Annotated in this window: 15 protein-coding genes; 4 read left to right on the top strand and 11 right to left on the bottom strand. The window is 72.0% G+C overall.

Translation table 11 applies throughout. The features are described 5' to 3' along the window. Positions 1-425 precede the first annotated feature (425 nt). From CHF15_RS41220 to CHF15_RS41235, 4 genes are all read right to left on the bottom strand, one after another. On the bottom strand, positions 426-794 hold the full coding sequence (locus CHF15_RS41220) for a holo-ACP synthase (RefSeq protein ID WP_089229076.1): 369 nt from the start codon (positions 792-794) through the stop codon (positions 426-428). A 7-nt stretch (positions 795-801) separates the two neighbouring features. Then, positions 802-2,649, bottom strand: a complete 1,848-nt coding sequence (gene glmS, locus CHF15_RS41225; RefSeq protein ID WP_089229077.1) for a glutamine--fructose-6-phosphate transaminase (isomerizing) — start codon at positions 2,647-2,649, stop codon at positions 802-804. Positions 2,650-2,746: 97 nt separating this feature from the next. Beyond that, positions 2,747-3,559, bottom strand: a complete 813-nt coding sequence (locus CHF15_RS41230) for an ABC transporter permease (protein ID WP_089229078.1) — start codon at positions 3,557-3,559, stop codon at positions 2,747-2,749. Beyond that, entirely contained in the window at positions 3,556-4,530 is a 975-nt protein-coding gene (locus CHF15_RS41235) for an ATP-binding cassette domain-containing protein (RefSeq protein ID WP_089229079.1), read from the bottom strand. The genes CHF15_RS41230 and CHF15_RS41235 overlap by 4 nt, the downstream gene beginning before the upstream one ends. Positions 4,531-4,691: 161 nt before the next feature. Here CHF15_RS41235 and coaA point away from each other — a divergent pair, with 161 nt between their 5' ends. Further along, a complete protein-coding gene (gene coaA, locus CHF15_RS41240) occupies positions 4,692-5,684 on the top strand; it encodes a type I pantothenate kinase (protein WP_245939338.1) in 993 nt (330 codons plus the stop codon). 29 nt (positions 5,685-5,713) lie between these two features. Next, complete coding sequence (locus CHF15_RS41245; RefSeq protein ID WP_089229080.1) at positions 5,714-6,661, top strand: DUF389 domain-containing protein; 948 nt, start codon at positions 5,714-5,716, stop codon at positions 6,659-6,661. Here CHF15_RS41245 and glmM read toward each other — a convergent pair. From glmM to CHF15_RS41265, 4 genes are all read right to left on the bottom strand, one after another. Further along, the gene (gene glmM / locus CHF15_RS41250) at positions 6,658-8,016 is read right to left on the bottom strand and encodes a phosphoglucosamine mutase (RefSeq protein WP_089229081.1); all 1,359 of its coding nucleotides are present in this window, start codon (positions 8,014-8,016) and stop codon (positions 6,658-6,660) included. The genes CHF15_RS41245 and glmM overlap by 4 nt on opposite strands. A gap of 144 nt (positions 8,017-8,160) precedes the next feature. Continuing rightward, a complete protein-coding gene (gene rpsI / locus CHF15_RS41255) occupies positions 8,161-8,661 on the bottom strand; it encodes a 30S ribosomal protein S9 (RefSeq protein WP_089229082.1) in 501 nt (166 codons plus the stop codon). A 39-nt stretch (positions 8,662-8,700) separates the two neighbouring features. Beyond that, positions 8,701-9,147 carry a 50S ribosomal protein L13 gene (rplM, locus tag CHF15_RS41260; protein ID WP_089229083.1) on the bottom strand — a complete coding sequence of 149 codons (447 nt, stop codon included), beginning with the start codon at positions 9,145-9,147 and terminating at the stop codon, positions 8,701-8,703. 277 nt (positions 9,148-9,424) lie between these two features. After that, positions 9,425-11,047: an ATP-binding cassette domain-containing protein gene (locus CHF15_RS41265; protein ID WP_179280214.1), complete on the bottom strand. Its 1,623-nt coding sequence runs from the start codon at positions 11,045-11,047 to the stop codon at positions 9,425-9,427. Between the two features lie 66 nt (positions 11,048-11,113). Here CHF15_RS41265 and CHF15_RS41270 point away from each other — a divergent pair, with 66 nt between their 5' ends. Continuing rightward, the gene (locus tag CHF15_RS41270; protein ID WP_143681757.1) at positions 11,114-12,154 is read left to right on the top strand and encodes a hypothetical protein; all 1,041 of its coding nucleotides are present in this window, start codon (positions 11,114-11,116) and stop codon (positions 12,152-12,154) included. A gap of 26 nt (positions 12,155-12,180) precedes the next feature. Continuing rightward, positions 12,181-14,031, top strand: a complete 1,851-nt coding sequence (locus CHF15_RS41275; RefSeq protein WP_179280215.1) for a hypothetical protein — start codon at positions 12,181-12,183, stop codon at positions 14,029-14,031. Between the two features lie 34 nt (positions 14,032-14,065). On the opposite strand, the gene truA is transcribed toward CHF15_RS41275, so the two are convergent. The 3 genes from truA to CHF15_RS41290 all read right to left on the bottom strand — a co-directional run. After that, positions 14,066-14,923, bottom strand: coding sequence for a tRNA pseudouridine(38-40) synthase TruA (truA, locus tag CHF15_RS41280; RefSeq protein ID WP_179280216.1), 858 nt, complete (start codon positions 14,921-14,923; stop codon positions 14,066-14,068). A gap of 72 nt (positions 14,924-14,995) precedes the next feature. After that, positions 14,996-15,499 (bottom strand): 50S ribosomal protein L17, encoded by a 504-nt coding sequence (gene rplQ, locus CHF15_RS41285; RefSeq protein ID WP_089229086.1) that lies wholly within the window; start codon positions 15,497-15,499, stop codon positions 14,996-14,998. Between the two features lie 80 nt (positions 15,500-15,579). After that, the coding region (locus CHF15_RS41290) for a DNA-directed RNA polymerase subunit alpha (protein WP_089229096.1) at positions 15,580-16,246 on the bottom strand (667 nt) is incomplete at its 5' end.

A 16,246-nucleotide genomic window follows, 5' to 3' on the forward strand; every position in this document is an offset into this window, starting at 1 on the left:
GCCGGGGGACCCCCTCTGGCGGGGCAGATGCCAACTGTGCTGAGAGGGGCGCCCTCCCATCACCATCCTCCGGCCGTTGTCGCCCATCGATACGGAGGGGGCGGGAGAGTTGGGGGCACCCCCGGCCGAAGGCTGGGGGAGGGTGGGCGTTCTGGACGCTGACGTGTATTTGTTGTGCGGCATCCGGGGCGGCAAGAGCGGGTGCCCGCCATGCACATAAATATGCGGTACAGAATGCCCAGCCCCGGGGGCCCCGACCCCGGCCCACCACGAACCGCGCGAGGCCCGCACCAACCATCCGGGTGGGGGTCCCCCCGGCCGAAGGCTGGGGGAGGGAGGGCGGGCGGGAGACAGCCCGCCGCAGGCGCAACGCACCCGCACACGACAACGGACCGCAACCACAACCCCGGGGCACCCCGGAAGGGTCACCCCTCTGCGATGACCACCGCCGACGCGACCCCCGCATCGTGGCTGAGGGAGATGTGGAACACCCGTACCCCCAACTGCTCCGCCCGTGCCGCCACCGTCCCCCGGACGACAAGCCGCGGCTGCCCCGAATCCTCCGTGACGACCTCCGCGTCCGACCAGTGAAGCCCCCCGGGCGCCCCCAGCGCCTTCGCGACCGCCTCCTTCGCGGCGAACCGTGCCGCGAGGGAGGCGCTGCCCCGGCGGGCCCCACTGGGGAGGTGGAGCTCGCCGGGAAGGAAGAGCCGCTCGGCCAGGCCGGGCGTGCGCTCCAGGGACTGCTCGAAGCGGTCGATCTCCGCGACGTCGATGCCCACCCCGATAATCACGGCGTGATCACTCGACCGTGACGGACTTCGCGAGGTTCCGCGGCTGGTCGACCTCGTTCCCGCGGGCCGTGGCCAGTTCGCACGCGAAGACCTGCAGCGGCACGGTCGCGACCAGCGGCTGCAGCAGCGTCGGGGTCTGCGGGACCCGCACCAGGTGGTCGGCGTAGGGGACGACGGACTCGTCGCCCTCCTCCGCGATGACGATGGTGCGCGCGCCGCGGGCCCGGATCTCCTGGATGTTGGACACGATCTTGTCGTGCAGGACCGAGCGTCCGCGCGGCGACGGGACGACCACGACGACCGGGAGGTCCTCCTCGATCAGCGCGATGGGTCCGTGCTTGAGCTCGCCGGCGGCGAAGCCCTCGGCGTGCATGTAGGCGAGTTCCTTGAGCTTGAGCGCGCCCTCCAGGGCCACGGGGTAGCCCACGTGGCGGCCGAGGAAGAGGACGGTGTTCTTGTCCTTGAGGGAGCGGGCCAGTTCGCGGACCGGCTCCATGGTCTCCAGGACCTGCTCGACCTGGCGGGAGATCTGGGAGAGCTCGCGGATGACGGCGAGGATCTCGTCGCCCCACTTCGTGCCGCGCACCTGGCCCAGGTAGAGGGCGACGAGGTAGCAGGCGACGACCTGGGTGAGGAACGCCTTGGTGGAGGCGACGGCGACCTCGGGGCCGGCGTGCGTGTAGAGCACCGCGTCGGACTCGCGCGGGATGGTGGAGCCGTTGGTGTTGCAGATGGCCAGCACCTTGGAGCCCTGCTCGCGGGCGTGCCGCAGGGCCATGAGGGTGTCCATGGTCTCGCCGGACTGGCTGATGGCGACGACCAGCGTGCGGGGGGCCAGGATCGGGTCGCGGTAGCGGAACTCGCTGGCGAGCTCGACCTCGCAGGGGATGCGGGTCCAGTGCTCGATCGCGTACTTGGCGATCATGCCCGCGTGGAAGGCGGTGCCGCAGGCGACGATGACGATCTTGTCGACCTCGCGCAGCACGGTGGCGGGGATGCGCACCTCGTCGAGGGTCAGCAGGCCGCTCGCGTCGATCCGGCCCAGCAGCGTGTCGGCGACGGCCTTGGGCTGCTCGGCGATCTCCTTGAGCATGAAGTAGTCGTAGCCGCCCTTCTCGGCGGCGGAGGCGTCCCAGTCGATGTGGTACGGCCGGACGTCGGCGGGCTTACCCTCGAAGTCGGTGACGGTGACGCCCTCGCGGCGCAGCTCGACGACCTGGTCCTGGCCGAGTTCGATGGCGTCGCGGGTGTACGCGATGAAGGCCGCGACGTCGGAGGCGAGGAAGTTCTCGCCGTCGCCGACACCCACGACGAGCGGGGAGTTGCGGCGGGCGCCGACCACGACGTCCGGCTCGTCGGCGTGCACGGCCACCAGGGTGAAGGCGCCTTCGAGGCGGACGCAGACCTGGCGCATCGCCTCGGCGAGGTCCCCGGTGGAGGAGTAGGCCTCGGCGAGGAGGTGGGAGACGACCTCGGTGTCGGTCTCGGAGAGCAGATCGTGGCCGCGCTCGGCGAGTTCGGCGCGCAGGGCGGCGAAGTTCTCGATGATGCCGTTGTGGACGACGGCGACCCGGCCCGCGTTGTCCAGGTGGGGGTGCGCGTTGGCGTCCGTGGGGCCGCCGTGGGTGGCCCAGCGGGTGTGCCCGAGGCCGGCGAGGCCGGCCGGCAGCGGGCGCTCGTCCAGCAGCTTCTCCAGGTTGGCGAGCTTGCCCGCCTTCTTGGCCGAGGCCAGGCCGCCGTCGGCGAGGACGGCGACACCGGCCGAGTCGTATCCCCGGTACTCGAGCCGCTTCAGACCCGTGATGACAACGTCGAGGGCGGACTGGCCGCCCACGTATCCAACGATTCCGCACATGAGGAGAACTCTAGGCGGCGAACGGCGGACGTCGAACCCGACGGCGGACGCCGCAGGACCCCGGACCGGGACGGTCCGGGGCACCCCGGGCGTGCGGTCAACTGCGCGCGCGGTAGGCGCGCATGACCAGCGGGACGAAGACCACCGCGATCCCCGCGGCCCACAGCAGCGACCACATCACCGGCCCGGCGACCGCGCCGGATCCCGTCATCAGACCCCGTACGGCGTCGGCCAGGCGGGTGACCGGGTTCACGTCCGCCCACGCCCTGAGCCAGCCGGGCATGGTGTCGGCCCGCACGAAGGCACTGGAGGTGAAGGTGAGCGGCATGACCAGCACGAATCCGAAGGTCATCACCTTCTCGGGCTCGGAGACCAGCATCCCGATCAGCAGCGTCATCCAGGACATGGCGACCGCGAAGGCCAGCAGCAGGCCCGCCGCGCCCAGCACACCGGGCACGCCGCCGTCCACGTCGAAGCCCATGAGCATGCCCAGGCCCAGCATCAGCAGCAGCGACCACAGCTGCTTGCCGAGGTCGGCGACGACCCGCCCCATCAGCGGTGCGGAACGGGCGATCGGCAGCGAGCGCAGCCGGTCCAGCACGCCCTTGGTGAGGTCGATGTTGAGGCCCATCGCGGTGTTCATGGTCGCGAAGAGGGCGTTCTGCACGATGATCCCGGGCAGCGCGTACTGCAGGTAGGCGTCCGGCGAGCCGGCCATCTGGCCGCCGAAGACGTAGGTGAAGAGCAGCACGAACATGATGGGCTGGACGCTGAGGTCCATGAGTTCCATCGGGTTGTGCTTGATCTGCACCAGGTTGCGCCAGGCGAGGGTGCAGGTCTGCTGCAGCCCGTCCCAGGGCCGGATCTTGGCGGCCGGCGTCACGTCCACGGTCACGGTCACGGTGCTCATACCAGGGCCTCCGTCTTGTCCTCGTCCGTCGTCGTCTCCTCCACCGCGCGGTGTCCGGTCAGGGACAGGAACACCTCGTCGAGGCTGGAGCGGCGCAGTGTGAGTTCGCTCACCCGCACCCCCGCCTCATCCAGCCGGCGTACGACGGCGGGCATCAGCTCCGGGTCGTTGACCGGAGCGGTGACCAGGCCGGACTCGGTCTTCGTGGCGGGCCCGGCGACCGCCGAGACCATCGCGTGGACCTTCTCCAGCTGCTGCGCGGCCATCGGCCGCACCTGCAGCACCTGCCCGCCGACCTGCTCCTTGAGCCCGTCGGGGGTGCCCTCCGCGATCACCCGGCCGCGGTCGATGACCGCGATGTCGTCGGCGAGCTGGTCGGCCTCCTCCAGGTACTGGGTGGTCAGCAGCACCGTCGTGCCGTCCCCCACCAGGCCGCGGACGATGTCCCACAGCTCGTTGCGGCTGTGCGGGTCCAGGCCGGTGGTGGGCTCGTCGAGGAAGAGCACCCGCGGCCGGCCGACCAGGCTGGCGGCCAGGTCCAGGCGCCGCCGCATGCCACCGGAGTAGGTCTTGGCGGCCCGGCCGCCGGCGTCGGCGAGCCGGAACTCCTCCAGCAGCCGCGTCGCCCGGGCGCGGGCCTCGCGGCGCGGCAGGCCCAGCAGCCGGGCGATCAGCAGCAGGTTCTCGTGGCCGGTGAGCATCTCGTCCACGGCCGCGTACTGCCCGGTGAGCCCGACCAGGGCGCGCACGGCACCCGCCTCCCGCACCACGTCGTGGCCGCCGACGAGGGCCCGTCCGGCGTCCGGCCGCAGCAGGGTGGCCAGGACGCGCACCGCCGTGGTCTTCCCCGCCCCGTTGGGGCCGAGCACGCCGAGCACCGTGCCGCTGCGCGCGGCCAGGTCCACGCCGGCCAGGGCCGTGGTCTCCTTGAAGCTTTTGACCAGGCCCTCCGCCTGGATCGCGTAACTCATCCGCGATGTCCTCCCCGTCGTGGTTCGCTCGGTGTTGTTCCGTTGCGCACCACTGTCCCGGACGCCACTGACAACGGGCTGACATTCCGCTGACGAGGGTTCCGGCGGCGGTCGGACGACCCCGGCGTGAGCGCCGTTCATCCCGGCGCAACAATGAATCCGTGCCGCCGACCATTTCCCCCCACCCGACGCGCCGCCGCGCCGAGCCCACGCCGTACGTCGACCTGACGCGGGCCGAGTGGAGCGCGCTGCGCGACCGCACGCCGCTGCCGCTCTCCGCCGAGGAGGTCGAGCGGCTGCGGGGCCTCGGCGACGTCATCGACCTGGAGGAGGTGATCGACGTCTACCTGCCGCTGTCACGGCTGCTCAACCTCTACGTCGGCGCCACCCACGGCCTGCGCGGCGCGGTCAACACCTTCCTCGACGACACCGGCGAGGGCCACGGCTCGCAGACCGGTACGCCCTTCGTCATCGGCGTCGCCGGCAGTGTCGCGGTCGGCAAGTCGACCACCGCGCGCATCCTGCAGGCGCTGCTCGCCCGCTGGCCGGAGCACCCGCGGGTGGAACTGGTCACCACCGACGGATTCCTGCTGCCCAAGGCCGAGCTGCAGCGCCGCGGGCTGATGTCCCGCAAGGGCTTCCCCGAGTCGTACGACCGGCGCGCCCTGACGCGTTTCGTGGCCGACGTGAAGGCCGGCAAGGACGAGGTGCGCGCGCCCGTCTACTCGCATCTGATCTACGACATCGTGCCGGACGAGGAGCTGGTGGTCCGGCGGCCGGACATCCTCATCGTCGAGGGCCTGAACGTCCTGCAGCCCGCCCTGCCGGGCAAGGACGGCCGCACCCGGGTCGCGCTCGCCGACTACTTCGACTTCAGCGTGTACGTGGACGCGCGCACCGAGGACATCGAGCAGTGGTACCTGGCGCGCTTCGGCCAGCTGCGCGAGACCGCCTTCCAGAACCCCCTGTCGTACTTCCACCGCTACACCGAGGTCTCCGAGGAGGAGGCCATGGAGTACGGCCGCCACACCTGGCGCGCCATCAACCAGCCCAACCTGCTGGAGAACGTGCTCCCGACCCGCGGCCGGGCCACCCTGGTCCTGCGCAAGGGCCCCGACCACAAGGTGCAGAAGCTCTCCCTGCGCAAGCTGTAGTCCCCGGACCTCCGGGTAGCCTGCCCCGCATGCTGCATCTACGGATGATCGTCCCGCAGGGGGACACCGACGAGGTCGTGTCCCTCGTCGAGGGGACCGTCGGCGCCACCCACCTCGCCGTGCTGCCCGGAGCGGCCCGCAGCCCTCGCGGGGACATCGTCATGTGCGACGTGGCACGTGAGGCGGGTGACGAACTGCTGCGGGCCCTCCGGCGCATGGGCGTCGCCGACGCGGGCTCGATCGCGGTGGAGCACATCGACCTGTCGCTGTCGGCCCGCGCCGACAAGGCCGAGGAGGAGGCGCCCGGGGAGGGCGCGGACGCCGTGCTGTGGGAGTCGCTGACCGACGCGACCCACGAGGAGTCCACCCTCACCGCCACCTATCTGGCGTTCCTGGCCCTGGCGACCATGCTGGCGGCCTGCGGCGTGATGCTGGACAGCGCGATCCTGATCGTCGGCGCGATGGTCGTGGGCCCCGAATTCGGACCGCTGGCGGGCGTGTGCACCGGCCTGGTACAGCGCCACGCGCGGCTGGCCCGGCGCTCACTGATCGCGCTGCTGGTGGGCTTCCCGGTGGCGATGGTGCTCACCGGCGGCTTCAACTATCTGATGGACGTCCTCGGCGTCTTCAGCGTGAGCGACTTCACGGCGCCGCATCCGTCGACCGCGTTCATCTGGCAGCCGGACGCCAGCTCCTTCGTAGTGGCGTTCCTCGCCGGGATCGCCGGGATCCTCTCACTGACCTCCGCCAAGTCCGGCGCCTTGGTCGGCGTGGCGATCTCGGTCACGACCGTCCCGGCGGCAGCCAACGCTGCTCTCGCGCTGTCCTACGGCGACTACCGCGAGCTGTGGGGCTCCTCGGCGCAGTTGGGTGTCAACCTGGCGGGCATCGTCATCGCGGGCGTCCTGACGCTGCTCGCCCAGAAGGGCTTCTGGGCGATGCAGCGCAGGCGGCGTTCGGTGTCGCGACCGGCCTAGCCGAGTGCGGACTTCACGACGTCGGCGAGCCGGCTCGCGACGGAGCGGGCGTGGTCGATGTCGGCGGCCTCGACCATGACGCGGACCACCGGCTCGGTGCCGGAGGGGCGCAGCAGCACGCGGCCGGTGGTGCCGAGCTCGGCCTCCGCCTCGGCCACGGCGGCGGACAGCTCGGTGGAGGACTCGACGCGGCTCCTGTCGACGTCCCGCACGTTGATCAGGACCTGCGGCAGCCGCTCCATGACCGCGGACAGCTCGGCCAGCGAACGGCCGGTGGCGGCGATCCGGGCGGCCAGCATGAGGCCGGTGAGGGTTCCGTCGCCGGTGGTGGCGTGGTCGAGGATGATCACGTGGCCGGACTGCTCGCCGCCGAGCGCGTAGCCGTGCTCCTTCATCGACTCCAGCACGTAGCGGTCGCCGACGCCGGTCTGGACCAGGTCGATGCCCTCGCGCTCCATGGCGAGCTTGAAGCCCAGGTTCGACATGACGGTGCCGACGACGGTGTTCTTCCGCAGCCGGTCCGCCTCGCGCAGCGCCAGGGCCAGCACGGCGAGGATCTGGTCGCCGTCGACCTCGTTCCCCTGGTGGTCCACGGCCAGGCAGCGGTCGGCGTCGCCGTCGTGGGCGATGCCGAGGTCCGCGCCGTGGTCGAGGACGGCGGCCTTGATCAGGTCCAGGTGGGTGGAGCCGCAGCCGTCGTTGATGTTGAGGCCGTCCGGCTGGGCGCCGATGGTGATCACCTCGGCGCCGGCCCGGGCGAAGGCCTCGGGCGAGACACGGGCCGCGGCGCCGTGGGCCTCGTCCAGGACGATCTTCAGTCCGTCCAGGCGGTTCGGCAGGACGGCGATCAGGTGGGCGACGTACTGGTCGAAGCCCTCGTCGTACTCGCGCACGCGGCCCACGCCGGCGCCGGTGGGGCGGTCCCAGGGGGCACCGGTGCGGTGCTCGTCGTAGACGGACTCGATGCGGTCCTCGAGCTCGTCCGCGAGCTTGTGGCCGCCCCGGGCGAAGAACTTGATGCCGTTGTCGGGCATCGGGTTGTGGCTCGCGGAGAGCATCACGCCCAGGTCCGCGCCGAGCGCGCCGGTGAGGTAGGCCACGGCCGGGGTCGGCAGCACGCCCACCCGCAGCACGTCCACGCCGGCGCTGGCGAGCCCGGCCACCACCGCGGCCTCCAGGAACTCTCCGGACGCTCGCGGATCCCGTCCCACCACGGCCACCGGCTTGTGGCCCTCGAACGTCCCCGCCTCGGCGAGCACATGCGCCGCCGCGACCGACAGTCCGAGCGCCAGCTCGGCCGTCAGGTCCGCGTTCGCGACACCGCGCACGCCGTCCGTACCGAAGAGTCGTCCCACGTTTTCCTCCGAGATGTTGCCGTGCTCCGCCCCGTACCCGTCGGGCGTTCATCCGGTTATACGTCTATACCCCCCGGAATGCGTACGCCCCGGAGACGCACAAAGTGCCTCCGGGGCGTACGTGCAGTGCAGCGCGCGTGATGCTTAGCGCTTGCTGTACTGCGGCGCCTTGCGGGCCTTCTTCAGACCGGCCTTCTTGCGCTCGATCTCACGGGCGTCGCGGGTCAGGAACCCGGCCTTCTTGAGCGGGCCGCGGTTGTTGTCCACGTCCGCCTCGTTCAGCGCACGGGCGACGCCCAGGCGCAGCGCACCGGCCTGGCCGGAGATGCCGCCGCCGTTGATGCGGGCGATGACGTCGTAACGGCCGTCGAGCTCAAGGATCTTGAACGGCTCGTTGACTTCCTGCTGGTGCACCTTGTTGGGGAAGTACTCCTCCAGGGTGCGACCGTTGATGGTCCACTTGCCGGAGCCCGGGATGATGCGGACTCGGGCGATGGACTCCTTGCGGCGGCCCGTGCCGGCGGCCGGCTGGGGCTCGCCGAAGCGGGACGCGAGGGACTCGGAGGTGTACTCCTCCGGGATCTCGATGGTCTCCACGATCTCGCCGTCTTCGACGAGAGGGGTCTCAGCGGTGGTCTCGGCCACGATTCTCCTCAGATGCTTTCTGTGTGATGGTGGCCGGGACTAGCCCTGCGCGACCTGGCTGATCTCGAACGGCACGGGCTGCTGGGCGCCGTGCGGGTGCTCGGCACCCGCGTACACCTTCAGCTTCGAGAGCATCTGGCGGCCCAGGCTGTTCTTGGGCAGCATGCCCTTGACAGCCTTCTCGATGGCCTTCTCGGGGTTCTTGTCGAGCAGCTCGTCGTAGCGGACGGAGCGCAGACCGCCCGGGAAACCCGAGTGGCGGTAGGCGAGCTTCTGCTGCTTCTTGTTGCCGGAGAGGTGCACCTTGTCGGCGTTGATGATGATGACGAAGTCACCGGTGTCGACGTGAGGCGCATAAATCGGCTTGTGCTTGCCCCGGAGGAGGGACGCGGTCTGGGACGCCAGACGGCCCAGGACGACGTCCTGCGCGTCAATGACGTGCCACTGGCGCTGGACATCGCCGGGCTTGGGGCTGAACGTACGCACGGTCGTAGCCTTCGCTTCTTCAGTGAGTGGGTACTGACAAGGCCACCCGGACGATCACGACAGCCCTGTCGCCCTGCGGTGACGCAACCGCGAGGCGAACGCTGGTCATCGGCCCGGTGGACCGGCGTAGCGGCCTCTCACGTGAGAACGAGCAAGCCAATACGCATAACGAACCTGCAGAATACCCGCGCCTGCCCGTTCGGGTCAAAACAGCCGGCGCGGAGCCGTGCCCGCGGCCCCGTCCCCGGCCCTGCCCCGCCCGCGGGAGCGCCCCCGGTCACCGCTCCCGCACGACCCGCGTCTCCTCCCACACCGGCTCCGGCACCTCCCGGACGAGACCGTCCGCGCCGAAGACCAGATAGCGGTCGAAGCTGCGGGCGAACCAGCGGTCGTGTGTGACCGCGAGCACGGTCCCGTCGTACGCCTCCAGCCCCTCCTGCAGGGCCTCCGCCGACTCCAGGTCCAGGTTGTCGGTGGGCTCGTCCAGCAGCAGCGCCGTCGCCCCCGCCAGCTCCAGCAGCAGGATCTGGAAGCGCGCCTGCTGCCCGCCCGACAGCTGGTCGAAGCGCTGGTCGCCCTGCCGGTCGAGCTCGTAGCGCCGCAGGGCGGACATCGCCTTGCCGCGGTCGCGCGCGTGCTCGGTCCACAGGATGTCGACGAGGGTGCGCCCCATCAGCTCCGGATGCGCGTGCGTCTGCGCGAAGTGCCCCGGCACGACCCGCGCGCCCAGCTTCCACTCCCCCGTGTGCCGCACGCCGGGATCACCCGCCAGCAGCCGCAGGAAGTGCGACTTGCCCGAGCCGTTCGAACCGAGGACGGCCACCCGCTCCCCGTAGAAGACCTCCAGGTCGAACGGCTTCATCAGCCCGGTCAGCTCGAGCCGGCCGCAGGTGACGGCGCGCATGCCGGTCCGCCCGCCGGACAGCCGCATGCGGATGTCCTGCTCGCGCGGCGGCTCCTGCGGCGGCCCCGCCTCCTCGAACTTCCGCAGCCGGGTCTGCGCGGCCCGGTAGCGGGAGGCCATGTCGGGGCTGATCGCCGCCTGCTGACGAAGGGTCAGCACGAGCTTCTTCAGCCGGGCGTGCTCCTCCTCCCAGCGCCGCCGCAGTTCCTCGAAGCGGGCGAAGCGTTCGCGCCGCGCCTCGTGGTACGTGGCGAAGCCGCCGCCGTGCACCCACACGTCCGAGCCGGCCGGCCCCGGCTCCACGCTGACGATCTTCTCGGCGGAGCGCGCCAGCAGCTCCCGGTCGTGGGAGACGAACAGCACCGTCTTCCTGGTCTGCCGCAGCTGCTCCTCCAGCCAGCGCTTCCCGGGGACGTCGAGGTAGTTGTCCGGCTCGTCCAGCAGCAGCACCTCGTCGGTGCCGCGCAGCAGCGCCTCCAGCACCAGCCGCTTCTGCTCGCCGCCCGACAGCGTCCGCACCTCGCGCCACTGGGCCCGCTCGTACGGGACGCCCAGCGCCGCCATGGTGCACATGTCCCAGACCGTCTCGGCCTCGTAGCCGCGGGCCTCGGCCCAGTCGCTGAGCGCCTGCGCGTAGGCCAGCTGGGCGGCCTCGTCGTCCTGCGCCATGATCTCCAGCTCGGCGGCGTCGACGGCCGCCGCGGCCTCGCGGATCCGCGGCGGCGCGACGGACACCAGCAGGTCCCGCACGGTGCGGTCGTCCCGCACCGAGCCGACGAACTGCGGCATGACACCCAGTCCGCCGCTCACCGTGACCGTGCCGCCGTGCGGCTTCAACTCGCCGGAGATCAGCCGCAGCAGGGTCGTCTTGCCGGCGCCGTTCGCCCCGACGAGGGCCACCGCGGCGCCCTCGCCCACCCGGAACGAGACGTCGCCCAGCAACACCCGGCCGTCCGGCAGGTAGTACTCCAGATGCGCAACGTCCACATGTCCCATGGAGTGGATTCTCGTAGCGCGGTCGCCCACCGCCAAACGGGTTTTCTCCTCTATAGACTCCGCGCCATGACTGACGGGCCGCAGCAGCCGTACAACCCGAACCAGGGATGGACCGCACCGCCGGGACAGCAAGGCGTCCCGGGCACCCCCGGGGAACAGCGCCAGGTACTCCGCGGCCAGGTGGTCGGGGGCCCCGACCACCAGCCCCAGCAGCCCGCCTGGACCCCGCCGGCCGACTGGGCGCCACCGCAGCCCGGTCAGGGCACCCGGGGCCCCGCGCAGCCGCAGTCCGCGCCGCGCGCCGCCGAGGAGCCGGACTGGTCGGCGCTCGCCGACGAGGCGGAGGCCGGCGCCAGACGCCGCCGGCTGTTGCTCATAGGCGGCGGCGTCCTCGCCGCCGCCGCCGTCGCCGGGATCGTCGCGGTCGCCGTGGTCAGCTCCGGCGGCAGCCCCGGCCCCTCCCCCACCGTGACCGCCTCGGCGCCCTCCTCCGAGGTCGCCCTGCCCCCCGAGCCCTCCTTCTCCGAGGTCTCCCCCGGCCCGACCTACGGCCCGCTCGACTTCCTCTCCACCGCCGCCAGGGACACCGCCCCGCTCGGCGCCGGAACCCTCTTCCCCGGCAAGAAGCTGGACTACTCCGGCGGCCGCTCCTATGTGAAGAGCGCCTCCAAGGAGAACCGCGACTGCGCCGACGCCGCGACCGGCTCGCTGGCCGCCGCCCTTACCCGCAACGGCTGCACCCGCATGATGCGCGTGACGTACACCCGCGGCGGCTCCGCGGTCACCGTCGGCGTGGCCGTCTTCAAGGACACGGCCTCCGCGAAGAAGCTGGCCAAGAGCAACAAGTTCGTGCGCCCGCTGAACGGCGGCGGCGTCGCCGACTTCTGCCACGCCGTGGCGTGCTGGTCCAAGTCCGGCGCCGTGGGCCGCTACGCGTACTTCACCATCTCCGGCCCCAAGAGCGGCAAGGCCGCCACCGGCTCCGACACCGCCTCCCGGCAGGCCGGCCAGGACGGCTTCAACTACGCCTTCAACCGCATCGTCCAGCGCGGCAGGGACCAGGCCGACGCCGCGATGGCCTCCGAGGCCGCCTCACCGGCCAACTGACCCCACCCCACCCGGACCGGAACGGCATGCCCTCCCTGCGTACGCTGCTGACCCTGCCCCGCATGCTCCGCCACGGCGCCGCCGTCGGCGTCGGCCTGCCACCGGACGAGGCCGTCGTCCTGGACGTACCCGACGTCCCGCTGCGCGGCGCGCTCGCCGCGGCGGGCGGCGGCGACCACGGGCCCGCCCGGGAACTGCTGTCCGCGACCCGGCTGGGCTGCCAGTGGGAGCTGCGCGACACCTACGTCTCCGAGCTGGCGCAGTTCGCCCTCCACAACCCCGGCTGGCTGGACGCCTGGCTCGCCACCGCGCCCGACGACCCGGACGCGGCGCTGGTCAAGGCCGACCTGTGCATCCACCAGGCCTGGGAGATACGCAGCGGCGCCCGCGCCTCGGAGGTCTCGCCGGAGCAGTTCAAGGCCTTCTTCACCCTGCTCAAGGACGCGGTGCCGGTGATCGGCGCCGCCGCCGAGCTCAACCCCGCCGACCCCGTGCCGTGGCGCGTCGCGCTCACCCACGCGCGCGGCATGCAGTCCTCGCGGGAGATCTTCGACGCGTACTGGACCGAGGCCGTCGAACGCGCCCCGCACCACTACGGCTGCCACGCCTCCGCCCTGCAGTACCTGTGCGCCAAGTGGTACGGCACCCACCACGAGATGTTCGACTTCGCCGAGCAGGCCGCCGAGGAGGCCCTGCCCGGTTCGAAGATCAACGCGCTGCCGCTGCTCGCCGCCGTCGAGTACGAGATCGTCGCGGGCGGACCCGCCGCCGACGACGCCTCCGGCGCGGACGCGATCGCGCCGACCCGCGTCACGGCCGCCCTCGACCGCGCCCTGGAGCTGTCCGGCTGGTACGACCCCGGCGACCCTGAGGCGGCGGGGTTCCGCAACCACCTGGCGCTGATGCTGGCGCGCGCGGGCCGCTGGCGGGAGGCCCTGGGCGTCCTCCGTGAGATCGGCGTGCACGCCACCGGCTTCCCCTGGTCCTACCTGGGCCCCGATCCCCGCCAGGAGTTCCTGGACTTCCGCACCGCGGTGCGCATGCAGGTCGCCACCCGCACCCCGTTCTTCGGCTCCCCGCCCGCCGTCCCCGTCCCCGTCGGCGCCTCCGACTGGGCGCCGCGCACCCTGGCGGTGGCGTCCGCGTCCCTGACCGCCGTCGCGCAGGCGGCGCTGCTGTGCCGGACCGGGCTGCGGCTGGCCCCGGCGGGGGCGGGCTTCACCCATGTCGAGCTGACCGGGGAGGGCAGCCTGGCGGGAGCGGTCGACCTGTTCACCGCGGGCGAGAAGTGGCCCGCGGTCGTCCTCCAGCGCTCGGGCGACCGCTACGGGATCACGCTGTACGCCAAGGGCAGGAAGGTCGCCGCGCACGAATGGGCACCGGGGGCGCCCGTACCGTCCCTGGAGGCCGCCGGTGCCACCGCCGCCGCCCTCGCCACGGCCTACGGCGTCCGCGACACACGGCCCCTCACCGCACTGCTGCGCGGCATGGACGCCCCCGGGCGGCGGCTCGCGGACACGGTGACGGCCCTCGGACTGCCGGCGCTGCCGGAGGGCTTCGGGGAGCGTCCCGCGGCGCTCGACGGGCTGCCCGGCGCCCGGGTGCTCGCCCCGCGCGGCTTCCTCTCCGGGGTCAGGGACACCCTCACCACGGAGGACGGTGCGATGCCGCTCCCCCCGCGGGACACCGCGGTGCGCCTGCCGGGCCGCTGGTGGGCGACCCGCGCGCTGTACCTGCTGCTGCTCGCCCCCGCCGCCTGCTTCTCCTGGTGGGGCGCCTTCCACGACCGGCTCCGCCCGGTCCCCCTGGTGCTGACCTCCCTGGGCTCGGGCTACGTCCTCACCCAGGTCGCCACGGCACTGCGCCGCCGCAGATGAGCGGTGCGGGGAAGCGGGCCCGCGGGGCCGCCCCTCAGGCGCGGGGAAGCGGCAGCGTACGCATGTTGCGGGCCTCGCGGTTGCGTGCGGCCAGCAGTTCGTCCGCCGGGTAGCCGACCTCCTCCAGGGTCAGCCCGTGCGGCCGCACCACGTTGACCGCCGAGTGCCGCACCCGTCCCGCCAGGACCTCGCCGGGGAAGCCGGCCGGCCGGTGGCCGTCGCCGACCAGCAGCATCGACCCGACCAGGGCGCGCACCATGTTGTGGCAGAAGGCGTCCGCCCGGACGGTCGCCACTGCCAGCCCCGAGGCGTCCCGCTCCCAGTGCAGTTCCAGGAGGGTGCGGATGGTCGTCGCGCCCTCCCGCTTCTTGCAGTAGGCCGCGAAGTCGTGCTCGCCGAGGAGCCTGCGCGCCGCCTCGTTCATCAGGTCGACGTCCACCGGCCGGTCGTGCCACAGCACGTGCCCCCGCAGCAGGGGGTCGACCCCGCCCTGCTGGTCGCCGACCCGGTAGGCGTAGCGGCGCCAGATCGCGGAGAAGCGCGCGTCGAAGCCGGCCGGGGCCCGCGAGACCTTCCACACCCGTACGTCCCAGGGCAGCCGTCCGGCCAGCCGGCGCAGCAGTTTGCCGCCCTCCAGCTCCCAGACCTCCTCCGGCAGGTCGACGTGCGCGACCTGACCCCGGGCGTGCACACCGGCGTCCGTGCGCCCGGCGACCGTCAGGGCGACCGGGTCGGGCAGCCGCAGCACCGTCTGGAGGGCCGACTCCAGCTCCCCCTGCACGGTCCGCCTGGTGCGCTGCTTCGCCCACCCGGAGAACTCGGCCCCGTCGTACGCCAGGTCCAGCCGCACCCGGACGTACCCGGGCTCCACGTCATCGCTCGCCACACTCACCCGCAGATCCTCTCAAACACGCGGACGGGCCCGCCCCCAGCGATCTGGGTGCGGGCCCGTCCGGTCGGGACGTCAGGCGTCCTTGGACTCCTCGGCCGGAGCCTCGGTGGCCTCGGCCTTGTCCTCGACCTCGGCCGGGGCCTCGGTCTTGGTCTCGGCCTCCTTGACCGCGCGCTTGGTCGCGGCCTCCGCCTCGCCGGTGGCCTGCTGGGCCACGGTCAGCGCCTCCACCAACTCGATGACGGCCATCGGCGCGTTGTCGCCGCGACGGTTACCGATCTTGGTGATGCGGGTGTAACCACCCGGGCGGTTCTCGTACCGCGGGGCGATCTCGGTGAAGAGCGTGTGGACGATGCTCTTGTCCGTGATCGTCTGCAGCACCAGGCGACGGTTGTGGATGTCGCCCTTCTTCGCCTTGGTGATCAGGCGCTCCGCGACCGGACGCAGACGGCGCGCCTTGGCCTCGGTGGTGGTGATACGGCCGTGCTCGAACAGCGACTTCGCGAGGTTCGCGAGAAGCAGACGCTCGTGCGCGGCGCTGCCGCCCAGACGGGCACCCTTGGCGGGCTTCGGCATGGTGTTTCTCCTCTAATCTGCACCGGCCGTGTCAGGTACCGGTGTCAGGGCCCCCAGGCGGACGCCCGGGGGCAGTCTGATCAATACTGCTCGGTCTCGACGAAGCCGGCGTCGGCGTCGTCGTCCGCACCGAAGGTGTCGGCGGCGGAGGTCGGGTCGAATCCGGGCGGGCTGTCCTTCAGGGCCAGGCCCATGCCGGCCAGCTTCGCCTTGACCTCGTCGATCGACTTCGCACCGAAGTTGCGGATGTCGAGCAGGTCGGCCTCGGAGCGCGCAACGAGCTCGCCCACGGAGTGGATGCCCTCGCGCTTGAGGCAGTTGTAGGAACGGACGGTGAGCTCGAGCTCCTCGATCGGGAGCGCCAGGTCCGCCGCCAGGGCGGCGTCCACCGGCGACGGGCCCATGTCGATGCCCTCGGCGTCGACGTTCAGCTCACGGGCGAGACCGAACAGCTCGACCAGGGTCTTGCCCGCCGAGGCCACCGCGTCACGCGGACGCATCGCGGGCTTGGTCTCGACGTCGACGACCAGCTTGTCGAAGTCGGTGCGCTGCTCGACACGGGTCGCCTCGACCTTGTAGCTGACCTTGAGCACCGGGCTGTAGATCGAGTCGACCGGGATACGGCCGATCTCCTGCCCCTGCTGCTTGTTCTGCACGGCCGAGACGTAGCCGCGACCGCGCTCGACGGTCAGCTCCATCTCCAGCTTGCCCTTGCCGTTCAGGGTGGCCAGCACCAGATCGGGGTTG

It is taken from the genome of Actinacidiphila glaucinigra (genome assembly GCF_900188405.1).
GTDB lineage: Bacteria > Actinomycetota > Actinomycetes > Streptomycetales > Streptomycetaceae > Actinacidiphila > Actinacidiphila glaucinigra.

Coding starts and splice junctions, on each gene's coding strand:
- glmS (WP_089229077.1), bottom strand. CDS start 2,649: ATGTGCGGAATCGTTGGATACGTGGGCGGCCAGTCCGCCCTCGACGTT.
- CHF15_RS41230 (WP_089229078.1), bottom strand. CDS start 3,559: ATGAGCACCGTGACCGTGACCGTGGACGTGACGCCGGCCGCCAAGATC.
- CHF15_RS41235 (WP_089229079.1), bottom strand. CDS start 4,530: ATGAGTTACGCGATCCAGGCGGAGGGCCTGGTCAAAAGCTTCAAGGAG.
- CHF15_RS41245 (WP_089229080.1), top strand. CDS start 5,714: ATGCTGCATCTACGGATGATCGTCCCGCAGGGGGACACCGACGAGGTC.
- CHF15_RS41265 (WP_179280214.1), bottom strand. CDS start 11,047: ATGGGACATGTGGACGTTGCGCATCTGGAGTACTACCTGCCGGACGGC.
- CHF15_RS41270 (WP_143681757.1), top strand. CDS start 11,114: ATGACTGACGGGCCGCAGCAGCCGTACAACCCGAACCAGGGATGGACC.
- CHF15_RS41275 (WP_179280215.1), top strand. CDS start 12,181: ATGCCCTCCCTGCGTACGCTGCTGACCCTGCCCCGCATGCTCCGCCAC.
- rplQ (WP_089229086.1), bottom strand. CDS start 15,499: ATGCCGAAGCCCGCCAAGGGTGCCCGTCTGGGCGGCAGCGCCGCGCAC.